General features: G+C 62.8%; 15 protein-coding genes and 1 tRNA gene. 5 read left to right on the top strand and 11 right to left on the bottom strand.

The genetic code is table 11. The annotated features are described in order from the left end of the window. Positions 1-324: 324 nt before the first annotated feature. A complete protein-coding gene (locus tag J5J83_RS22425; RefSeq protein WP_212352524.1) occupies positions 325-3030 on the top strand; it encodes a LuxR C-terminal-related transcriptional regulator in 2706 nt (901 codons plus the stop codon). 369 nt (positions 3031-3399) lie between these two features. Here J5J83_RS22425 and J5J83_RS22420 read toward each other — a convergent pair. Next, a tRNA-Ser gene (locus J5J83_RS22420) sits at positions 3400-3492 on the bottom strand. Between the two features lie 554 nt (positions 3493-4046). Between J5J83_RS22420 and J5J83_RS22415 the strand changes: the two genes are divergently transcribed. Further along, on the top strand, positions 4047-4340 hold the full coding sequence (locus J5J83_RS22415) for a helix-turn-helix domain-containing protein (protein WP_212352522.1): 294 nt from the start codon (positions 4047-4049) through the stop codon (positions 4338-4340). Positions 4341-4373: 33 nt separating this feature from the next. Here J5J83_RS22415 and J5J83_RS22410 read toward each other — a convergent pair whose 3' ends face one another. Continuing rightward, on the bottom strand, positions 4374-5231 hold the full coding sequence (locus J5J83_RS22410) for a radical SAM protein (protein ID WP_212352520.1): 858 nt from the start codon (positions 5229-5231) through the stop codon (positions 4374-4376). A gap of 87 nt (positions 5232-5318) precedes the next feature. Here J5J83_RS22410 and queD point away from each other — a divergent pair, with 87 nt between their 5' ends. Beyond that, the gene (queD, locus tag J5J83_RS22405; protein WP_212352517.1) at positions 5319-5768 is read left to right on the top strand and encodes a 6-carboxytetrahydropterin synthase QueD; all 450 of its coding nucleotides are present in this window, start codon (positions 5319-5321) and stop codon (positions 5766-5768) included. A 356-nt stretch (positions 5769-6124) separates the two neighbouring features. Here the strand turns inward: queD and J5J83_RS22400 are convergent, their stop codons facing one another. From J5J83_RS22400 to J5J83_RS22370, 7 genes are all read right to left on the bottom strand, one after another. Next, entirely contained in the window at positions 6125-7294 is a 1170-nt protein-coding gene (locus tag J5J83_RS22400) for a fatty acid desaturase (RefSeq protein ID WP_212352515.1), read from the bottom strand. A gap of 93 nt (positions 7295-7387) precedes the next feature. After that, positions 7388-8719 carry a mechanosensitive ion channel domain-containing protein gene (locus J5J83_RS22395; protein WP_249115822.1) on the bottom strand — a complete coding sequence of 444 codons (1332 nt, stop codon included), beginning with the start codon at positions 8717-8719 and terminating at the stop codon, positions 7388-7390. After that, complete coding sequence (locus J5J83_RS22390; RefSeq protein WP_212352513.1) at positions 8716-9297, bottom strand: phospholipase D family protein; 582 nt, start codon at positions 9295-9297, stop codon at positions 8716-8718. The genes J5J83_RS22395 and J5J83_RS22390 overlap by 4 nt, the downstream gene beginning before the upstream one ends. After that, positions 9290-10579, bottom strand: a complete 1290-nt coding sequence (locus tag J5J83_RS22385) for an RsmB/NOP family class I SAM-dependent RNA methyltransferase (protein WP_212352511.1) — start codon at positions 10577-10579, stop codon at positions 9290-9292. Before J5J83_RS22385 ends, J5J83_RS22390 begins: the two co-directional genes overlap by 8 nt. Before the next feature lie 9 nt (positions 10580-10588). Further along, positions 10589-11755, bottom strand: a complete 1167-nt coding sequence (locus tag J5J83_RS22380) for a DUF3108 domain-containing protein (protein WP_212352509.1) — start codon at positions 11753-11755, stop codon at positions 10589-10591. Positions 11756-11768: 13 nt separating this feature from the next. Beyond that, on the bottom strand, positions 11769-12422 hold the full coding sequence (purN, locus tag J5J83_RS22375) for a phosphoribosylglycinamide formyltransferase (RefSeq protein WP_212352507.1): 654 nt from the start codon (positions 12420-12422) through the stop codon (positions 11769-11771). Positions 12423-12449: 27 nt separating this feature from the next. Further along, positions 12450-13172 (bottom strand): hypothetical protein, encoded by a 723-nt coding sequence (locus J5J83_RS22370; RefSeq protein ID WP_212352505.1) that lies wholly within the window; start codon positions 13170-13172, stop codon positions 12450-12452. Between the two features lie 190 nt (positions 13173-13362). On the opposite strand from J5J83_RS22370, the gene mutL reads away from it, so the two are divergent. Further along, complete coding sequence (gene mutL / locus J5J83_RS22365; protein ID WP_212352503.1) at positions 13363-15243, top strand: DNA mismatch repair endonuclease MutL; 1881 nt, start codon at positions 13363-13365, stop codon at positions 15241-15243. Positions 15244-15254: 11 nt separating this feature from the next. Here the strand turns inward: mutL and J5J83_RS22360 are convergent, their stop codons facing one another. Both J5J83_RS22360 and J5J83_RS22355 read right to left on the bottom strand, forming a co-directional pair. Next, positions 15255-15833 (bottom strand): YqaA family protein, encoded by a 579-nt coding sequence (locus J5J83_RS22360; RefSeq protein WP_212352501.1) that lies wholly within the window; start codon positions 15831-15833, stop codon positions 15255-15257. Positions 15834-15934: 101 nt separating this feature from the next. Further along, positions 15935-16588 carry a DUF4124 domain-containing protein gene (locus J5J83_RS22355; RefSeq protein ID WP_212352499.1) on the bottom strand — a complete coding sequence of 218 codons (654 nt, stop codon included), beginning with the start codon at positions 16586-16588 and terminating at the stop codon, positions 15935-15937. 222 nt (positions 16589-16810) lie between these two features. Between J5J83_RS22355 and J5J83_RS22350 the strand changes: the two genes are divergently transcribed. After that, on the top strand, positions 16811-18583 hold the full coding sequence (locus tag J5J83_RS22350; RefSeq protein ID WP_212352497.1) for a sensor domain-containing diguanylate cyclase: 1773 nt from the start codon (positions 16811-16813) through the stop codon (positions 18581-18583). Positions 18584-18860 lie beyond the last annotated feature (277 nt).

The raw sequence follows: 18860 nt of genomic DNA, 5'->3' as shown, positions 1-18860 counted from the left end.
AGGGCGTCTGCGGAGTGCCCCGTCGTTGGAAAGATTTTCGATGCCCCCATAAACTTGCTCAATCGCGAAAACAGACGAGATTTGACGCTGCCGACCATCACTGATTTCAGTGACAAATGCTGCGCCGCGAAAGCAGCAGCCGGCCAGCAACAGTCGCACGTAAATCCCTGCCCAGAAGCATAGAGCCACACTTAACCAATTGTTTTATTTTATTTTTTATGCATCCAAGCGAAGGGCTACATAGCCATAAATAAGGTTTCCCTCGGTAACTTTTGTCGTCATACTGAACATCGAGATCAAGAGAGTCCGGAGCACGACCACACCATGCTCAGCCATCCCGCCGTTCCCGGCAGCGTGCGAATCAACACGCGAAAGCTGCGCCCCAACTATGAATCCGCGCGCAAGATCGCACGCCATCGGATCACCGAGATCGTCAGTGGATCGCCGGCCAATCTGGTGGTGGTCACCGCCCCGGCCGGCTACGGCAAATCAACGGCCATGGGTCAGCTGCACGATCAACTGCAACAGGAAGGCATTCGCGTCGGCTGGCTCACGGTCGACGCCAACGAGAATGATCTGGGCCGTTTTGCCGTCTATCTCTGGTCGGCCCTGAGCAGGGTCCTGCCCGAGCTGGACGAGCCCCCCGTACTCTCCAGCGGCATGGAGAGCGCAGCAGGCTCGACCAGTGGTCGCATCCAGCAGCTGATCGAGACGGTCAGTCTGATCGAGACACCTTTTGCGCTGTTTATCGATGACTTCGAACAGGTGTCCTCGCCTAAGGTCCTGTCCGTTGTCTCGACTCTGGTGGCCGGACTTTCTCCCGGGCAACGGCTGATACTGGGCACCCGTCAGCACCCGGATCTCCCGCTCGGGCGGTTGCGAGTCGTCGGTCGGCTGCTCGACATCGAAGCGGACCTGCTCAAGTTCGATGCTGACGAGACCCGTCGTTACATCGCCGAGCAACTTCAATGCTCACTTAACGAGGACGATCTGGCGACACTTCAGGCCCGCACGGATGGCTGGCCCGCAGCGCTCCAGCTTGCCGCGGCGGCACTGATACGGCGACCGGACGCTGGTGACCTTTTGAAGGGGCTGAAGGACTCGACCCAAAGCATCTCCGACTATCTGGCCGAAGATGTCCTCGGCTGCCTGCCGGATGGACATCGCCGCTTTCTGCTCAAGACGAGCCTTCTCGACTCGTTCTGCCCGGTCATGTGCGAACGGACGCTGGGCGAGGCCGACAGTCTCAACCTCTTGGCGCAAACCGAACGCGACAATCTCTTCCTGCAGAAGATCGACAGTGATGGCCCGTGGTACCGCTACCACCCGCTGTTTCGCGAGTTCCTGAGCGAACAGTACCGCCTGTCAAACCCTTCGGCAGACGAAGTTCGCCAAATACAGCTGAACGCGGCGCGCTGGCTGGTGGAAAACGGTAAGCCGTTTCCCGCCATCCCTTATGCGCTGGATGGAGGAGACCCGCAACTCGCAGCCCGGATCATGGCCACTCGTGCCACGGACCTGATCCGGATCGGACAACTCGATACGGTCATGAACTGGATTAACGCACTGCCGCAGCCCGTGCTTCCGGACTACCCCGAGCTGGCCATTGCCGGCGCTTACGCGGCGACCTTTCTTCACCGCTACAGTGATGCCAAACGCCTGGTCAACATGGTGCCTGAGTCAGCGGCGCAGGATACAGATATCGCCTACGAACTGGTCGCGGTCAAGATAATGCTATCAGCATGGTCAGATCGTCTGATTGAGGCGTTCGAAGTTGCCGAGAACGCCACCGAAGGACTCGACTCAGCGCCCCCGTATGTGGCGGGACTCGTACGCAATGCGTGCGCATTCCACAGCATTTCAACAGGTGACGATACGGCAGCCCTTCGGCATCTGGCCATTGCCAAACATTGCCTCGAACCGATAGGCGCCATTCACGGGCTGAACTACTCACTCAGCTTCGAAGGTTGCCTGAGCCTGCTCCATGGACGAGTCAATGACGCTCGGGTACGCCTGGAGCGACTGCTCGATAGTACGGTCAGTGCGGGTCATCGCTACACAATTTCGACGGCCATCGTAGCGGCGCACCTGAGCGAGGCCCTCTACGAAACGGATGAGTTGTGCGCCGCCGAAACCCTGCTTGTCGATTACCTCCCACTCATTCACGACGGGTGCCTTCCGGACCATGCAATAGTCGCTTACCGGCTGCGCGCTCGCGCACAGGCCTATCGCGGCCAACGCAATGAAGCCCTCAACACGCTGGACACGCTGCAGGATATGGGCGACATCCGGTCCATTCCACGGATCGCGGCAGCGGCACGAATCGAAAAACAGAGGCTTGCCCTGATTGCCGGCGATATCATCGCGGCGCAGAGAATGATGCCGCTCATTACGTCCCCCTCTATCTGGCAATCTTTCGAAGGTCTGTCCAATTATGCCGAAGACCTCGATGACCCGTTGATCGCGGCCTTCCGTCTGGCACTGGTCGAAGGCACGCCACAAGCACTCATCCCCCAGATTCAGGACGCAATCTGTGTCGCTGGCGCACGCAATCGCAGACGCCGCACGATCCGCCTGCAATGCCTGCTAGCCCAAGCGTTTGAAGTCACCCGGCGGCGTCCCCTGGCCCTGGAAACACTGGAACGCGCGCTGATCAACACTCAAGTAGACGGACTGATCCGGGTCGTGGCAGATGAGTCCTGGCAACTCATGCCTTTGCTCGATGCGCTCGAGGCGCATAAGACGGACATCGCACCCGCCTACCTTCGGAAGCTAAGAAACGCAGCCCACCGGTCAGCACTCGAAGTGCCGGCCAAACCGCAAGCCGAGACCGCGTCGCCACTCACTCCGCGCGAAAACCAGATTCTCCGCCTGCTTGCGGACGGGCATTCCAACAAGGCGCTGGCAGACAAACTGTTCGTCTCCGAAAACACCGTGCAAACCCATCTGAGACGTATCTACAGCAAGCTTGGCATCCGCAGCCGTACGCAGGCAATTGCCAAAGCACTCGACCACGGCCTGCTGCACTGACTCAGGCCCCAGGCCATCAATGCCTGAGTTGGCTATGGCACGGCGGACAGACAATACAGTTCTTGGCCGCTCTATCTTGGAGTGATTCATACACCGTGAAAGGATAAGCAACACCGCGAACGAAGTCGGATGCGACGAAGACCGAACGGGCTTAAGACGCCGCTGACGACCGACTTGGAGATCAACGGGATCAGCCCGAAGCAGAGTGATGATTGCCTGACACGGTGCCTGACACGGTGCCTGGAAGCATGAAGAAGCGTCCGACAACACCCGAGCCGGCACAGCCAATGCCACAGCCAGGCGCGATGGCATTCCAGCAAACGCTGAAAGTAAAAAAGCCCTTGAAACCAAGGGCTTTTTTACTTGTACTGGCGGAGACGAAGGGATTCGAACCCTTGAGACAGGTTTTGCCCGTCTGCTCCCTTAGCAGGGGAGTGCCTTCGACCTCTCGGCCACGTCTCCGTTACGAAGGCGGGACTATATAGACTCCCCGCGCCGCGGTCAATTTTCATTCGCGATTTTTTGCCTCACGCAGGTGGATCGGGATCTTCAGCCTGTTCGCGCCGCGCGTAGACGATTCGAACATGGTGCCCGCGGGCATCAGGACGGATGTGTGTGCGCATTCCCCCAGCGAAACGCGCCGCCGGTCGAATACATCGAGGCAAGCCTCGCGGATACGCAGCCCCGAAGATCGCGTCGGCGACCCGGTCTGCTCCTTCCGGGCCCGTCACCTCGCTTGAAAGCGCCGCAGCACGTAAGACGCAGCCACCGGCCAAGTGTCTGTCGGCAAAGCCAAAGGGGCCGCAGGCAGGTGGTCTGCCCCTCCGCGAAGGCCGATTGCGGGCAACAATTTTGCACTATCGCATGCGGTTAACCCGGATTTGTGAAATATCACCGTTGTATATCTGGCAGACCTTGATCTATACTTCGGTCATCCTACAACTTAAGTTGTAGGAACCAAATACAGGCAGATTCCGTCTCAATATATGCCTGACAACTCGACACAGGACAAGGCCATGAAAAACTCAGACACCCTCGATGTACGTGAAATTCGCCGCAAGCTCGGACTGAACCAATCGCAGTTCTGGTCCAAGATCGGCGTCACCCAGAGTGGCGGCTCCCGCTATGAGAGCGGCCGCAACATTCCGCGCCCGGTTCAGGCACTGCTGCGCCTGGTGCACGTCGAACAGATCGACATCAACAAGGTCAAGCGCGATGACGTGGATGTCGCCGAGTACCTGAAGGCCAGCAACCCGGATCTGTACAAGACCCTGAAGAAGGAAGCCAAGGCCAAGCGCAAGGCAGGCTGATGACAGCGCCCGTGCTACGGGCGTCTTCACCGCTCAAGGGCTGACGCGAACCGTCAGCCCTTTTTTTCTGATCCGCTCCGCAATGGCCTCGAGCTCGGCGCTCGAAAGTGCAGACAGATGTGCAGCCTCCGGTTGCATGGACTCACGCGCAATGCCATACAGCAGCACACCCTGCAGCGATTCGACGCCCGCGCCCATGAGCACGTCGAGGTAGGCGTCGATTTCATGCGCTGCGGGCAAGGCACCGTCCCAACGAAACATGCAGGTCTGCACCCAGGTCGGGCACAGCGACGCGCACAGAGCGAGGTGGCGCGAAATCGCATCCGGCGCCAGGCGCACACCGTTGATGCGCTCGATCGCATCCGCCTCGCCGCCATCGACCTTGAACCACACCTCGCCACCTGCCCTCGCCAGCCGTGCAACCCCTTCCTGTACGCGGGGCTGCGCCATCAGGCTACCATTGGTAATGAGCCGGATGGGCACATCACCGCCCAGATCGAACTCGTCATGCAGGCGCGCGACCAGGTCAACTATTTCGGGAAACGACTCTGCACTGGTGGGTTCGCCATTGCCGGAGAAGGCAATATCGCGGATCGTGCGCGCGCCCTCCGGTGCGTTGTGACGCAGCCAGTCGCCCTTTACCAGCGCGTGCAGGAAACCGCGCAACTCCCCTTCGAGACGACCCGTGTCGATCTCCGGCGCCTTTCCCCTGACCAGATCGGGTACCTGGCAGTAGGCGCAATGCCAGTTGCAGGCGTTGTTGGGGTTGAGATTGATGCCGATGGACACACCGCCCGCCCGCCGCGACAGCACCGGATACACATAGGTCAGGCCCGCAAGCTCGCGGTTGTGGTCATGGACAGTCAACGTCGCAGTTGTAGGAGAAATCATTTCTGGCTCAGTGAGTTGCATCTTTTTCGGCGCGAAGCCGGGAACGGACGGGTGCTATAATCCGCCGCCTTTCAAGCGAGGTTAACCATGCGCATCACCCGCCGTCTCGAATTCGATGCCGGACACCGGATTCCGGATCACGCAAGTCAGTGCCGACACCTGCACGGCCACCGCTACGCGCTGGAGGTGACGCTGTCAGGCCACATCATCAATGCCGCCGGCGAAGCGGTCAATGGCATGGTGATGGACTTCGCCGACGTCAAGAAAGTTGCCAGCGAACTGATCGTCCAGCGCTGGGATCATGCCTTCCTCGTCTATCGGGGTGATGTCGAGGTCGCCACTTTCCTCGCCTCGATGCCCGGACACAAGACGGTCGTGCTCGATGTCGTCCCCACCGCAGAGCATCTGGCGGCCGAAGCCTTCCGTGTTCTGGACAGTGGCTATCAGGACGTTTACGGCAACCAGTTGCGCCTCGAGCGTGTGCGCCTGTACGAAACCCCGAATTGCTGGGCTGACGCCGTGCGGGGCGAGAACTGAGCGGGCGCAGGCGGCCTCCCAGCCTCTCCGTCACGCACGCCTGTCGTCCTCCAAAGCAAGAAGGCAGCTCGCGCTGCCTTCTTGCTTATTAGCCCGGGAATGAAACAGACGAAGTCATTGTCGGCACCTCGTTCCTCCCCCTTCAAGGAGGGCGTAGCCGGGATTTCGGCGAGCCCTGCTCGCTGCCGGCGTAGCGGCGAGGCATTGCCGAGACTACCGGTTAGGAGGGGGATGGGTTACTGCGGCGTCGGTGGAACCCATCCCCACCCAAACCCTCCCCTTGAAGGGGAGGGAGCGACCGTGCTGAACTCCAGCATTCGCCATCTAATTGATTGCCGGGTTAATCATCATCAGGCTCAAACGGCGTAACGCCGCAAGCGCGACGAGAATTCCTGCAATTGTTCGATGCCGCTCTGCTCGGCGCGCTCGATCCAGTCGTGCAGTTGCTTGAGCAGCTGCTCACGCGTGGCGGTCGAGCGTGCCCAGATGGCAACCAGCTCTTCGCGCATGCTGACCACGGTCGTCAAGGCCTTACTGTCCTTGATCACCACCGCGAGTTCGGCCTTTTGCTGCGCGCACAGATGACGCTCCTCGCCCGACAGCACCCAGCGGCGTAGCGCCCGCGCATCGAACTTGCCCGCATGCTCCGCCTTCAGACGGTCGATCTCTTCGCTGCAGGTGCGCTTGAGCGATCGCACGTAGCGCGTCATGACGTCGTAACGATGGGTGATGATGGCTTGCAGGGTATCGAAATCCACATGCGGCTTGGCTTCGCCGAAGATGGGCTGCGGAATGACCTTCTTCGCTTTGGCCATCCCGAAGATCTCGAGAATGCGAATGTACATCCAGCCGATGTCGAACTCGTACCACTTCGACGACAGCTTGGCCGAGGTGGCGAAGCTATGGTGATTGTTGTGCAGTTCCTCGCCGCCGATGAGGATGCCCCAGGGCAGCAGGTTGGTCGAGGCGTCGGCGCAGTCGTAGTTGCGATAACCGACATAGTGCCCCAGGCCATTGACCACGCCCGCGGCCCAGATCGGAATCCACATCATCTGCACCGCCCAGATCGTCAGCCCGAGCGCACCGAACGCGACCACGTCGATGATCAACATCAGCGACACGCCGACAACGGAGTGCCGATAGACATTGCGTTCGAGCCAGTCGTCGGGCGTGCCGTGGCCGTAGCGCGCCAGGGTTTCCTTGTTGTTCGCCTCTGCCCGGTACAGCTCCGCGCCTTCGAGCAGAACCTTACGGATACCGCGCGTCTGCGGACTGTGCGGATCCTCCGCCGTCTCGCATTTGGCGTGGTGCTTGCGATGAACCGACGCCCACTCTCCCGTGACCATGCCCGTCGTCATCCACAGCCAGAAACGGAAGAAGTGGCTCGGCAGCGGACTCAGCTCGAGCGCGCGATGTGCCTGATGACGGTGCAGATAGATGGTGACCGCGGCAATAGTGATGTGGGTCAGCACCAGTGCCACGACGATGTAGCCCCACCAGGGGAGCTCGAACAACCCGGAATACATTCTTAAAAAATCCTTGTACAAGAAACGCTTATTGCCATCCGATTCTACGCCAACCGGACCAAACCGCAACGAAGGCGCAGATGGAAGACTCGATCAGCCACTTTGCGGGAATTGGACAGCGGAGTCCGGAGATAGTGGCGACAGGATGCGAATTTCGCGCTGCGGGAACGGAATGCCGATGCCGGCCGCCTTGAACCGCCGCCAGACTTCCATGTTGATTTCGGAGGTGACGGCGAGCGTGCCCTCCTGCGGGTCGGCGATCCAGCACCCCAGGCGCAGGTTGATGCCGTTGTCGCCAAAACTCGCGAGAAAGGCTCGCGGCGCCGGATCGGTGAGCACACGAGGCTGCTGACCGGCCACCTCGACCAGGATCGCCAGCGCACGGTCGAGATCGGTATCGTAGCTGACCTGGAACGTGAGCGGCAGCGCGACCTGGGTATCGCTCAAGGTCTCGTTCTGCACGACCGAACTCACCAGCACCTCATTGGGCACGATCGACTCGATCCCGTTCGGCGCCCGGATCACCGTATAGCGCGTCGTAATCTCCTTGACCACGCCGCGGTCCGTTCCCACCGAGATGAGGTTGCCGATGCTCAGTGAGCGATCGAGCAGGATGATGAAACCGGATACGTAGTTGGCGGCAATCTTCTGCATGCCGAAGCCGAGGCCGACACCAAGCGCACCGCCAAACACCGACAGTGTCGTCAGATCGATGCCGACCATCGGCAATGCCACCAGGAAAGCGACCAGGGTCAGCAATGCGCGCATCACCCGGGTCAGCACCAGACGCATGTTGCTGTCGAGCCCGGACGCAGCCGCCATCCTGCGTTCCAGCACACCCGCCGCCCACATTGCAACGAGCAAGGTGAGCAACACCATCGCCACACCCTTGAGCAGCGTCCACGCCGACAGCTTCTGCCCACCCAGCGTAAACGACATCGACTCGAGACCTTCGATCACGTCCGGCAGCAGGCCGAGAATATGCAGCGCGACAACGCCCCACACCAGCGCCGAGAAAAATTTCTCGAACATGCCCAGCCAGCTTGAACGGCCGACTGCCTGGCGCAATGCGAATACGACGAAGCGTACGATCGCCAGCGAGGTCAGCAGCGGCACGGCGAGATCGAGCACATGCACGGACTGGAAATGCGCCACGATGCCACGACCGGCGAGTACCAGCAGCAGCGCCGACAGTGGAAGGAGCACCCGCTTTGCACCATGCTGGCCAAAGCGCCGGGCGGAACTCATCGCATCGGGCGCAACCTCCAGCAGGCGTCGATCCCAGGCGCGCTGAATCAGCCAGCCCGCCGCCAGCGCACAGACGATGACCGCGAGCTGCACCAGCATGATGCGCTGATCGACCCCCTCCCCCGCGCGCACGAACAGATCGGCCACGGCGCCAAGATCGGGCCCCGGTGTCGTCATTGCAATCTCCATGGAAGTTTCTTCACCGGACTGGCCTCGGCCCGGTGCCGACGCCAGTTGTCGCGATAGCTGCGGGCCAGTGCGCAATTGGAACGCAGCACCAGCAGATTCTCTGCATTGCGATTGTTCGCAGACCAGGTGAAATTGTAGGACCCCGTCACCACCGTGCATCCTGGCCCTTCGGCGTCCGCGATCACGATCTTGTTGTGCGCCGCCTGGTAGCGCGTCTCGAAAGCCACCGGGATACCTGCCGCCAGCAGGCGCGGCACCGCATTGCCGCGCTCGCGGTGATTCATTTTCGCGTCGGCCAGCACCTCCACCCGCACCCCGCGCCGGTGCGCCGCCACCAGCGCGTCGGCAATGCGCTTGCTGGTGAAGGCGTAGGCCTGCACCAGCACGCTGTGGCGCGCGTCGCGCACCACCTTGAGCAGTAGCGCCTCGGGGTTGTCCCACGGCGAGAACGCAAGCTCCATGCTGCCTTCGGCCCGCAATTGCTGCGACGCCGACACGCTGCCGACGGCAAGCGCCGGCGCAAGCGCAAGTGCGATCAGCAGCCTTCGCCAGCGGCCATCAGGCATTGGCGGCACGTTCCAGCACCGCGGCAAAGAATCCGTCGGTGTCGTGCGCATCGGGCGACAGGCGCAGGCGCTCACCGGTGGGCAAGTCGATGCCCTGGCTATGGAGCACCTGTTCGGCAGGCACCGCTGTAAATGCCGGGTTGGCGGCAAGGAAGGCATCGACCACGGCATCATTCTCGTCGACCAGAAGGCTGCAAGTGGCATACACCAGCCGCCCACCCGGGCGTACCAACCTGGCGGCAGCGGCCAGAATCGCCCCTTGCTTGGCCACCATCTCATCGACCGATGCCGCGGTCTGTCGCCACTTCAGGTCGGGGTTGCGGCGCAAGGTACCCAGGCCGCTGCACGGGGCGTCCACCAGCACACGGTCGGCTTTGCCGTTGAGCCGTTTCACCTTCGCGTCGTTCTCGTGCGCAATCAGCACTGGATGCACGTTGGACAGGCCCGAGCGCGCCATGCGCGGCTTGAGCTTGGCCAGGCGCTTCTCCGACACATCGAAGGCATAGAGACGCCCGGTCGATCGCATCAATGCCCCCAGCTGCAGGGTCTTGCCGCCGGCACCGGCGCAGAAATCCACCACCAGCTCGCCCCGTTTGGGCTGTACCAGCAAACCGAGCAACTGGCTGCCTTCGTCCTGCACCTCGAAGCTGCCATCGACAAACAGCGCGTGTTTCTGCAGCGCCGGCTTTCCGCTCAGGCGAATGCCGTGCGGCGACAGGGCGCACGGCTCGGCACCGAAACCATCTTCGCGCAGATGGGCCAGTACCGCGTCGCGGTCGGCCTTGAGCACGTTGACGCGCAGATCCAGCGGGGCCGGTCGATTCAGGCTGTGGGCAAGCCGCAATACCTCGGCTTCGTCGTGCTGCGCGAGCAGGCGATCGGCCAGCCAGTCGGGCAGGTCGGCGCGCTCGGCCACTGTTCCTTCGTCCAGCGTGGCCGACTTGATACCCTCGATCCAGTCGCGTTCGGTGGCCGAAGCCAGCCCCTCGAACTGGCGCATCGGCCAGCCCTCCCCGCGTGCCAGCCAGGCCAGCAGCAACTGCCGTGGCGATGCGGCCGGGCCCGCCAGCCGGCGCAGCCAGCGCAGGCGACGCACGATGCCATAGACGGTTTCGGCGATGAAGCCACGGTCGCGATGCCCAAGATCGCGATGCTCGCGAAAATGTCTCGACAGCACCGCGTCGGCCGGGTGTTCGAAAGACAGCACAGTGCCAAGCACCTGAGTGGTCTGAATGATGAGACCGCGCGAAATGGCCTCGGCTGCCTTGACTGTTTTTTGCATGATGTCCGTTCAGTTCGTGGATAGTTCGGCCAGCGGCAACACCGGCTCTTCTTTGAGTTCAATCATGTCGGCGGCATCCGCCGTCTGCGCTGCGGTGCCGTTCGGGGGTTCCAGGCGCAGCTGAAATGCCTGCTGGTCCAGCACCTCGCCCTTGTCATCGACTACGCGGATACGCACCGGCAACATGCCATAGTGGCGTGCGAGCCAGATATCGATAGTCAGCTCGCTGGTCTCCGCCTTGGCACGGACGTGCAAGGTATCGAGCTGGCCTATCGGCAACCGCAAGCCCTCTTCCCCCACCGACTCCAGCAGTGCCGGCGTCGCGCTCTTGTTGCTGATCACCATGAGGGTCCGCGGCAAGCCCTCGGTACCGACGATGCCGATCTGGTGCCACAAGCTCAGTACATCCTGATCTCCGGGCTTGAGCACGGCATTTTTCCGTTCGCGCTCACCACGGCGAATGCTGACCTGCGCATGCTCCCAGTCGAACACCGCGCTTTCCTGCGTCTTGCCCTTCTGCGTCACGGTGAACACCTGCGGCCGCAGCCCCTCGGGGCGCAACTCGCCCTCACTTTTCTGCACATAGTGAAAGCCGTGCAGCAATGCAGCCACACCGGTGGTCTCGAGCGTCACCTGCATGCTGTAGCGGGTCTTGTCGTGGGACCACTCATGGCGGGCCTCGCCCACCTGCAAGCCGCCACTGCCAAGATACACGCGGTACGTAATCGCCCCGCTCAACGGCCAGCCATCGATCGCAAACGACTCCGCATCGGGGGCGCCACCCTCATCCGCCTGCGCGAGTCGTACCGCCTCCGCCGCCGCATCGTCCCCCGCAGCCACGGGCTCCGCGGTTGTCATCCATGAGTCGTCGGGCACGGCGTCGCTGACGACGCCGACATCCGGCTCGAGTGCAGAAAGCTGCACCGGTGCGGGAGCACTCGCCGGCGCGGACGCCGCGGAATCCGGCATGGCCCTGCTTGCGGGCTTCGACCGTGCCGGCGCGAGCGGCACGGGCGTCTGAGGAACCGCCACCGGAACGACGAGCCTTGCGCTCACGAGCGCTGGCGCCGACACCCCCGACGCCGGTGCCGACCATTGCCAGCCGCCGCTTGCCAGCAAGGCACCATGTGCCAGTACCGACACGCTCAGCGCCGCGATCAGGCCACGATCGACCATGTTCCATCCGTCATCAGGACATGACCTCATCGATCGCCGGCACCACGGCGGCCGGCGCCGAAAACTCGCCGCCATCGACCATCACCCTGCCAGCAGCGTCCAGGCGCAGACGACCGTCGACAAACCAGCGCACCGCCTGCGGATAGATCCGGTGCTCCTGTTCGAGCACGCGCGCAGCCAGCGCCGCTTCGTCGTCACCGGGCCGCACGCTTACCGCGGCTTGCAGCACGATCGGACCGCAATCGAGCGTTGGCGTCACGAAATGGACGGTGGCACCGTGCAGTCGCACGCCTGCCTCCAGTGCGCGGCGATGGGTGTGCAAACCGGGAAACGACGGCAGCAATGACGGGTGGATGTTGAGCAGGCGACCGTCATAGCGACGAACGAAGTCGTCCGTGAGCACCCGCATGAATCCGGCCAGCACGACCAGATCGGGCTCAAAGGCATCGATCGCTTCGGCCAGCGCCGCATCGAACGCCGCACGATCGGCAAAGGCCTTGTGGTCCAGCGCCACCGTGTGGATGCCCCGCGCGGCGGCAAAGGAGAGCCCCGCGGCGTCGGGACGATTGCTGATCACGGCGGCAATGCGCGCGCCCGGAATGTCGGCGCGCACGATTGCTTCCATGTTGCTGCCACGACCGGAAACCAGAATAACGATGGACTTCATGATCCTCAGACAGGGATGGCGGCGTATTCAATACACCGGCAGAAAGACTGCAGTTGCAAGATTCTGGACGACGCGGGTCACCGTGCGTTCGGTCTTTTCCTCGACCACATCCGACAGCGTATCGAGCAATCCGATGATTCGGCCGAAATCGCGCTCGAAACTGAGATTGCTGATGCCACCCATCTCGTTCGACAACAACAGCAGGTGACCGTCAGCCGCACGCGCGTTGCTCAGCTTCCAGGCGGCGACCTCGACATTGCGCGCCGCATTGTAAAGGTGCTGGGCGTCAAGATCATCCAGAAGATAAAACTCCTCGCGATCGCCGAAAGCCGACTGCACCATGCTCGCCAGACCGACGATGTAGGCCTGGACGCGATCTCCGAGATAATCCGGATGCAGGGCGACACTGAGCGCATCGAGATCGCGACGGTAACCAAGGGATTCGAGGCGCCAGCCGTGCTCGACCTCGAACAGGTTGTGCATGGCCACCTCCAGACTGGCCGCCCCGGACTTTCGCCACTCTTTCGGGTTTCGCTTGTAGAGCTTTTCCGCCAGCCTGCGCAGGCTGACGAAGATACGCTGCTGATGCGCCTCGGCAAAGCGGTTGAAATCAGACTTTACAAGATGCTGGGCGGCGAAACCGGGCAGGCGCCCGGGCTTTGGCCCCGTTCCCGGCGACGAGCATCCGGCCGCGAACACCGCCGCCGCGATCAGCACCATGGCGTGCGAGCATCTGGCCGTTGCTGTCATCCGATCTCCCCTGCAAAGTTGCCGCGGGTATCGCGCCCTTACCTTCAGGCCGGATCATACCGGATCGGATCCGATCGCACCGCCATCGGTGCTGACGGCCTGCCGACGCCGCGACACCACCGATGGCCCCGTATAATCCCCACGCTGCCACGCCACCCGACCCGAAAACGCATTTCTGACTGCCTCGCCCATGCCCGCCATTCATCGCCTCTCGGACCTCCTGGTCAACCAGATCGCTGCCGGCGAGGTGGTCGACCGTCCCGCATCGGTACTGAAGGAGGTGCTGGAAAACGCCGTGGATGCGGGGGCGAGGGCCATCGAGGTGCAGCTGGAGCAAGGTGGCGTGCGCCGGATCCGGGTGGCGGACGACGGATGCGGCATCGCCCGTGACGAGCTTGCGCTTGCCCTCGAACGCCATGCAACCAGCAAGATTGCCAGCCTCGACGATCTCGAACGTGTCGGCACGATGGGCTTTCGCGGCGAAGCCCTGGCGGCGATCGCCGCGGTCGCGCGCACCACCATCACCAGCCGTGCCGAAGGCGCGAATCACGCCTGGCGCATTGATGGCGACAGCGGAGAACTGGCACCGGCAGCGCTCAATGAGGGCACCGTGGTGGACGTTGCCGACCTTTATTACAACACGCCCGCGCGGCGCAAGTTCCTCAAGTCCGAGGGCACGGAATACGCCCATTGCGACGAGATGTTCCGTCGCGTCGCGCTGGCCCGGCCCGACGTCGGCCTGCAACTGATGCACAATGGACGCGTCGTCCATCGGCTGCCGCCAGGCGAGCCGATCCGCCGCGTCGGCGCGCTGATGGGCGACGACTTTCTCGAACACGCGCGCGAGGTCCGTGCCGAAGGCGGCATCCTCGCACTGGGCGGCTTTGCCTCGCTGCCAGCCTACTCACGCAGCAGCCGGGACGCCCAGTACTTCTTCGTCAACGGCCGCTTCGTCCGCGACAAGCTGCTGACCCATGCCGTGCGCCAGGCATACAGTGACATTCTGCATGGCAGTCGCCATCCGGCTTACGTGCTGTTTCTGGAACTCGATCCCGCGGGGGTCGATGTCAATGTTCATCCGGCCAAGATCGAGGTGCGCTTCCGCGACGCACGCGCGGTGCACCAGTACGTCTTTCATGCCGTCAGCCGCGCCCTGGCCGAATCGGGCGCCGGGCGGGCGCTGGACGAGTCGCCGCTGGCGGCAAGTGCGGGCATTGCACCGCCCCACCCGGCTTCAGCGGCCACGACCACCGCCTACGAAAGGGCTACGGACGCGGCATGGCATCGTCCTCCGGTGCAGGGGCAGCTGGCCATGGACTCAGCCAGCCGCGCCTACTTCGACTTTGCTGCAAGCGCACGTCCGGCGGCCGATGAAGGTCAAATGCGTCCGGCTGCGCCGCCTGCTTCACCGGCAGCATTCTTTGCTGCCGGCGCAGCGCATGCGCCATCGCCGGACCAGCCACCCACGCCCCTGCCCGCAGGCGGGAACGGCGCCCCGCTCGGATACGCCCTGGCGCAACTGCACGGGGTATATATCCTGGCGCAGAATGCGAACGGCCTGATCCTGGTCGATATGCATGCGGCGCACGAACGCATCCTGTACGAAAAACTGAAAACCGTGCTTGACGGCACGCCTGCGGTGCAGCGCCTGCTGATTCCCGCCGTGTTCTCGGTCGGCCCGAAGGACATGGCGGCCGCCGGCGAGTGCGCCGAGGTGCTCTCGCGCATGGGCTTTGAAGTCGCGCCTGCCGGACCGCAAGAGCTTGCCGTTCGCAGCGTGCCGGCGCTGCTGGCCAGTGCGCCGGTCGCCGAACTGCTACGCAAATTGCTGGAGGAGCTGCGCGAATTTCCCGCATCGGAAGTGGTCACTGCACGGCGCAACGAACTGCTGGCGACCATGGCCTGCCATGGCGCGGTACGCGCGAACCGCCAGCTGACGATACCGGAGATGAACGCATTGCTGCGCGACATGGAGGCGACCGAGCGCGCAGATCAATGCAATCATGGACGGCCTACGTGGACGCAGCTAACCATGAACGATCTCGACCGCTTCTTCATGCGCGGTCAGTAGGCGCGGCGCGCTCAGACGCGGTAGACGACGATGCCGACCACCACGGCAGCAACCATCGCCCAACCCAGCCGATCCACGTAGCGCTGCAGCATCGCTTCCATACGCGGTCCGCCCCATGCCATCAAGCCGGCCACCATGAAAAAGCGCATTCCGCGCCCGACCATTGACGCCAGCGCAAACGGCAGCAGAGCCATCGACAGAGCGCCGGCAGCAATCGTGAAGACCTTGTATGGAATGGGTGAGAAACCGGCGACGAACACTGCCCAGAACCCCCACTCCCTGAACCAGGCCACCGCGATCTCGTAATTCGACCAATAGCTGCTGCCTCGCAGCCAGGGCTCGATCATCTCGAACGCATAGGCGCCAATCAAATAGCCTAGCAGACCGCCGGCCACCGAAGCGAGCGTGGTGATCAAGGCAAACCACATCGCCCGCCTCGGCGTGGCCAGACTCATCGGCGCCAGCATCACGTCCGGCGGAATCGGAAAGAAGGAGGACTCGGCGAAACTCAGCGCACACAGATACCAGGGCGCATGATCATGACGCGCCCACTTCATTGCACGCTGATAGAGCGGCGAAAAGATCTTCACGAATAGTCCCCGAATGACAGCCAGACGGCAAATGCCGCAAACGGCCGTCATGATAGCGGCTCGGCGGGAAAGTTATTGCATGCGTTAACGCGCCGCAACAATTACCGTGCTGTGCCGCCGCGATCGTCCGCCCGGGTACCACCGACCGCGCTGCGCTGCTGCGCGGCAGCTGGCTCAGAACGCTTGACGGTTGGTGTATCGGGTCGGGCGAAGCCAGGCTGTTCGCGCGGCGCATCGCCGGCGGCAGGATCCGTTCGTGGATGCGCCGGTCCGCGCCCCCGATCATCGTCCGCATCGCCCTTGCCAACGACCGGTGCGCGATGGACCGGACGTGCCGGTATCACGATGAAGCGCTTGGCCGATGGCTGTCCGTCCTCATCGCAGGACTCACGGTACTTCTCTTCACACTCGATCTTGCGTCGCGCCCTCTCCTGCGCCTGCTGTTCGACGGCTGCTTCGGTGTCGCGTCGTGATTGCCGCTCGGCTTCGAGCTCACGTTCGAGCCGGTCCAGACGCTCGGCTGCAGCGGGCGTGTCCGTGGGCTGCCGCCCCGATGGTGCGGTGGGCGCAAGTGCGGGCACTACGGTGATGCGCGAACTCGCATCGACCGGCTCGGCGCGAACCCCCTCTGGCGGTGCATTGCCGTAATTGACGCGTCCGTCTCGGTCCTTCCAGCGATAAACCACCGCGTCTTCGGCGAATGCCGAAAAGCTCAATGCCATGCCAAGGCCGCACACAATCCACCCGCGCTTCATTATCCGTCTCCATCCGCAATGCATCACCATAGTTCCGTCTGCATTGTGCACGCTACCGCAGGCCGCGGCACTTGCCGCGCGCAAAGCGCAACAAGTCGTTGCCGCAACGGCGGATCAACCCGGGCAACTAACACCGCGGCATTGCAAAGACGCAAATTCATATAGAGAATCAGTCCCTTCCATTGTTCGAGTCACTCGGGATCAGGGCACGCCCTGCACACCATGTCCAAGCCCTCCGCACCGCTTTCGCTCAAACTGGTTCTCATCGTCCCCTACGTGGTGCTGGTCGTTGCGCTCGCCGTGGCGGTGGGGTGGCTTTCCTATTCCGCCGGAAACCGCGCTGTGTCCACGGTTTCCGGACATCTCCTGCTTGAAACGGTAGGCCGCATCGCCCAAGCGGTGGATCGTCACATCGTCGGCTCGGGTGCGGTTCTCGAATCCGCCTTTCCGGACGGCATGCCCGCCCCCAAGGACCTCCAATCGGAGTTCCACGATCTGAGAACGCGCTTCTGGATCGCCACGTCGCTGCATATCGACCCCAACAACTACGTGTATTACGGCAACGAGGCCGGCCAGGGCCTGGGGCTGTTCCGCTTTTCGTTACAGGATGCCGAACTGCGGATGAAGCTGCAGGCCGATGAGCACCGGGCCATTTACCACTTCAGCGGCATCGACGGCCCATTGAACTTCGACCGTCGCGAGACCAAATTCTTCGACCCCCGCACGCGTCCGTGGTATCTCGATGGCAAGCATGCCAAGGGGCACACGTGGACCTCGGTCTACATCGATTTCGGCACCCGCGAACTTCTGGCCACCCGCGCCCGCCGCGTACTCTCGGCAAGCGACGCATTCGAAGGCGTGGTCGCAACCGACATCTCCCTGCGCGCGCTCAACGACTTCGTCAGCCGCCTCAAGGTATCGCCCAACGGCATCGCCTTCATCATCGAACAGGATGGCAACCTGATCGCGTCGTCCGCCAGCCCGAATGTCGTCAGTCTGCCCGATGGTGGCAACGCTCGCCTCAAGGCCATGGACAGCGAAAATGCGCTGCTGCGCAACGCCTACCGTGTCGTGCAGGAGCGCCTGGGCGCGCCCGATGCCACCGCCCTGCCCCGCGTGATGACCTTCCGCAGCGAGGAAGGCGAGGAGATTCACGTCGCCTTCGACCGCATTCGCGACGACGCTGGCCTGAACTGGATCACCATCGTGGCCGTTCCCACCAGCGACTTCATGGCCGGCGTAACCGAGAACGTCGCACGCACGGTCATGCTCGCGGTGGCAGCAGTGGTACTCGCCGTCCTGATCGGATTGCGCATTCTCGGCTGGGTGACGGGCGACCTGCGAAAGATCGGCGAAGCCGCGCGCAAGGTCGGGGAAGGCGAACTGGATGCACCCGTCGGCGTTGAGCGCAGCGACGAAATCGGCGTGCTTGCGCGCAGTTTTGAAGCCATGCAGACACGCCTGCGCACCGACAAGCTCACCGGACTGGCCAATCGCGAAGCATTCATGCAGCAGTTGCAGAAGCGCATTTCGGACGCACGCACCGATCGCCGCAGCGCAAGACTGGGTGTGCTGTTCGTCGATCTCAACCGCTTCAAGCAGATCAACGATGCCCACGGCCACGATGCCGGCGACCTTGCACTCAAGGAAATTGCCGAGCGTCTGCGCACCAACGTCCGCACCGGTGACCTGGTCGCACGCTACGCGGGCGACGAATTCGTCATTCTGCTCGACCAGGTGGCGAGCGCCGACACCGTCGGCCATATCCGCCGGCAGATCGAGGAGGTGTTGCGCCAGCCCCTCGAGGTCACCGACGCCGACGGCACACACACCTTGAGCGTGGGCGGCGCCATCGGCGAAGCGGTCTACCCGGACGACGGCAACGACGCCGAAAGCCTGATCAAGAGCGCCGACAGGGCTATGTACGAGCACAAGTTTTCCGGACGACAGGTCGGCCCCCCTGCACCGGGGCGAGACCCGGAATCGCGAATCTGAGGGCAAAGGTGGCAATGCGGGCAGTTCCACATGCATTGCCGTTTCCCTAGCCTTTTGCACCATGACGGTGCAGTCAACTCCCCGCAGCGCGGCAAGTTTGCACCCGGATTGCAAACCTGCTTTCCACTCGTTGAACCGATGTGCGCACCCTGTCGGCCCACACGCGACGCCAAACGCCCGTTTACGGCGGGATGCCGCTGCGCGCACGGGGATGACACCACCTTGGTATGAAGCTTGCTAAAATTTCCGCACTGACAGGCCCTGCCCCGATCTCAGC

The sequence above is a fragment of the Azoarcus sp. L1K30 genome (assembly GCF_018122735.1).
GTDB lineage: Bacteria > Pseudomonadota > Gammaproteobacteria > Burkholderiales > Rhodocyclaceae > Parazoarcus.
Note: the sequence above shows the minus strand (reverse complement) of the source record. Positions and strands in the feature narration are given on the sequence as shown.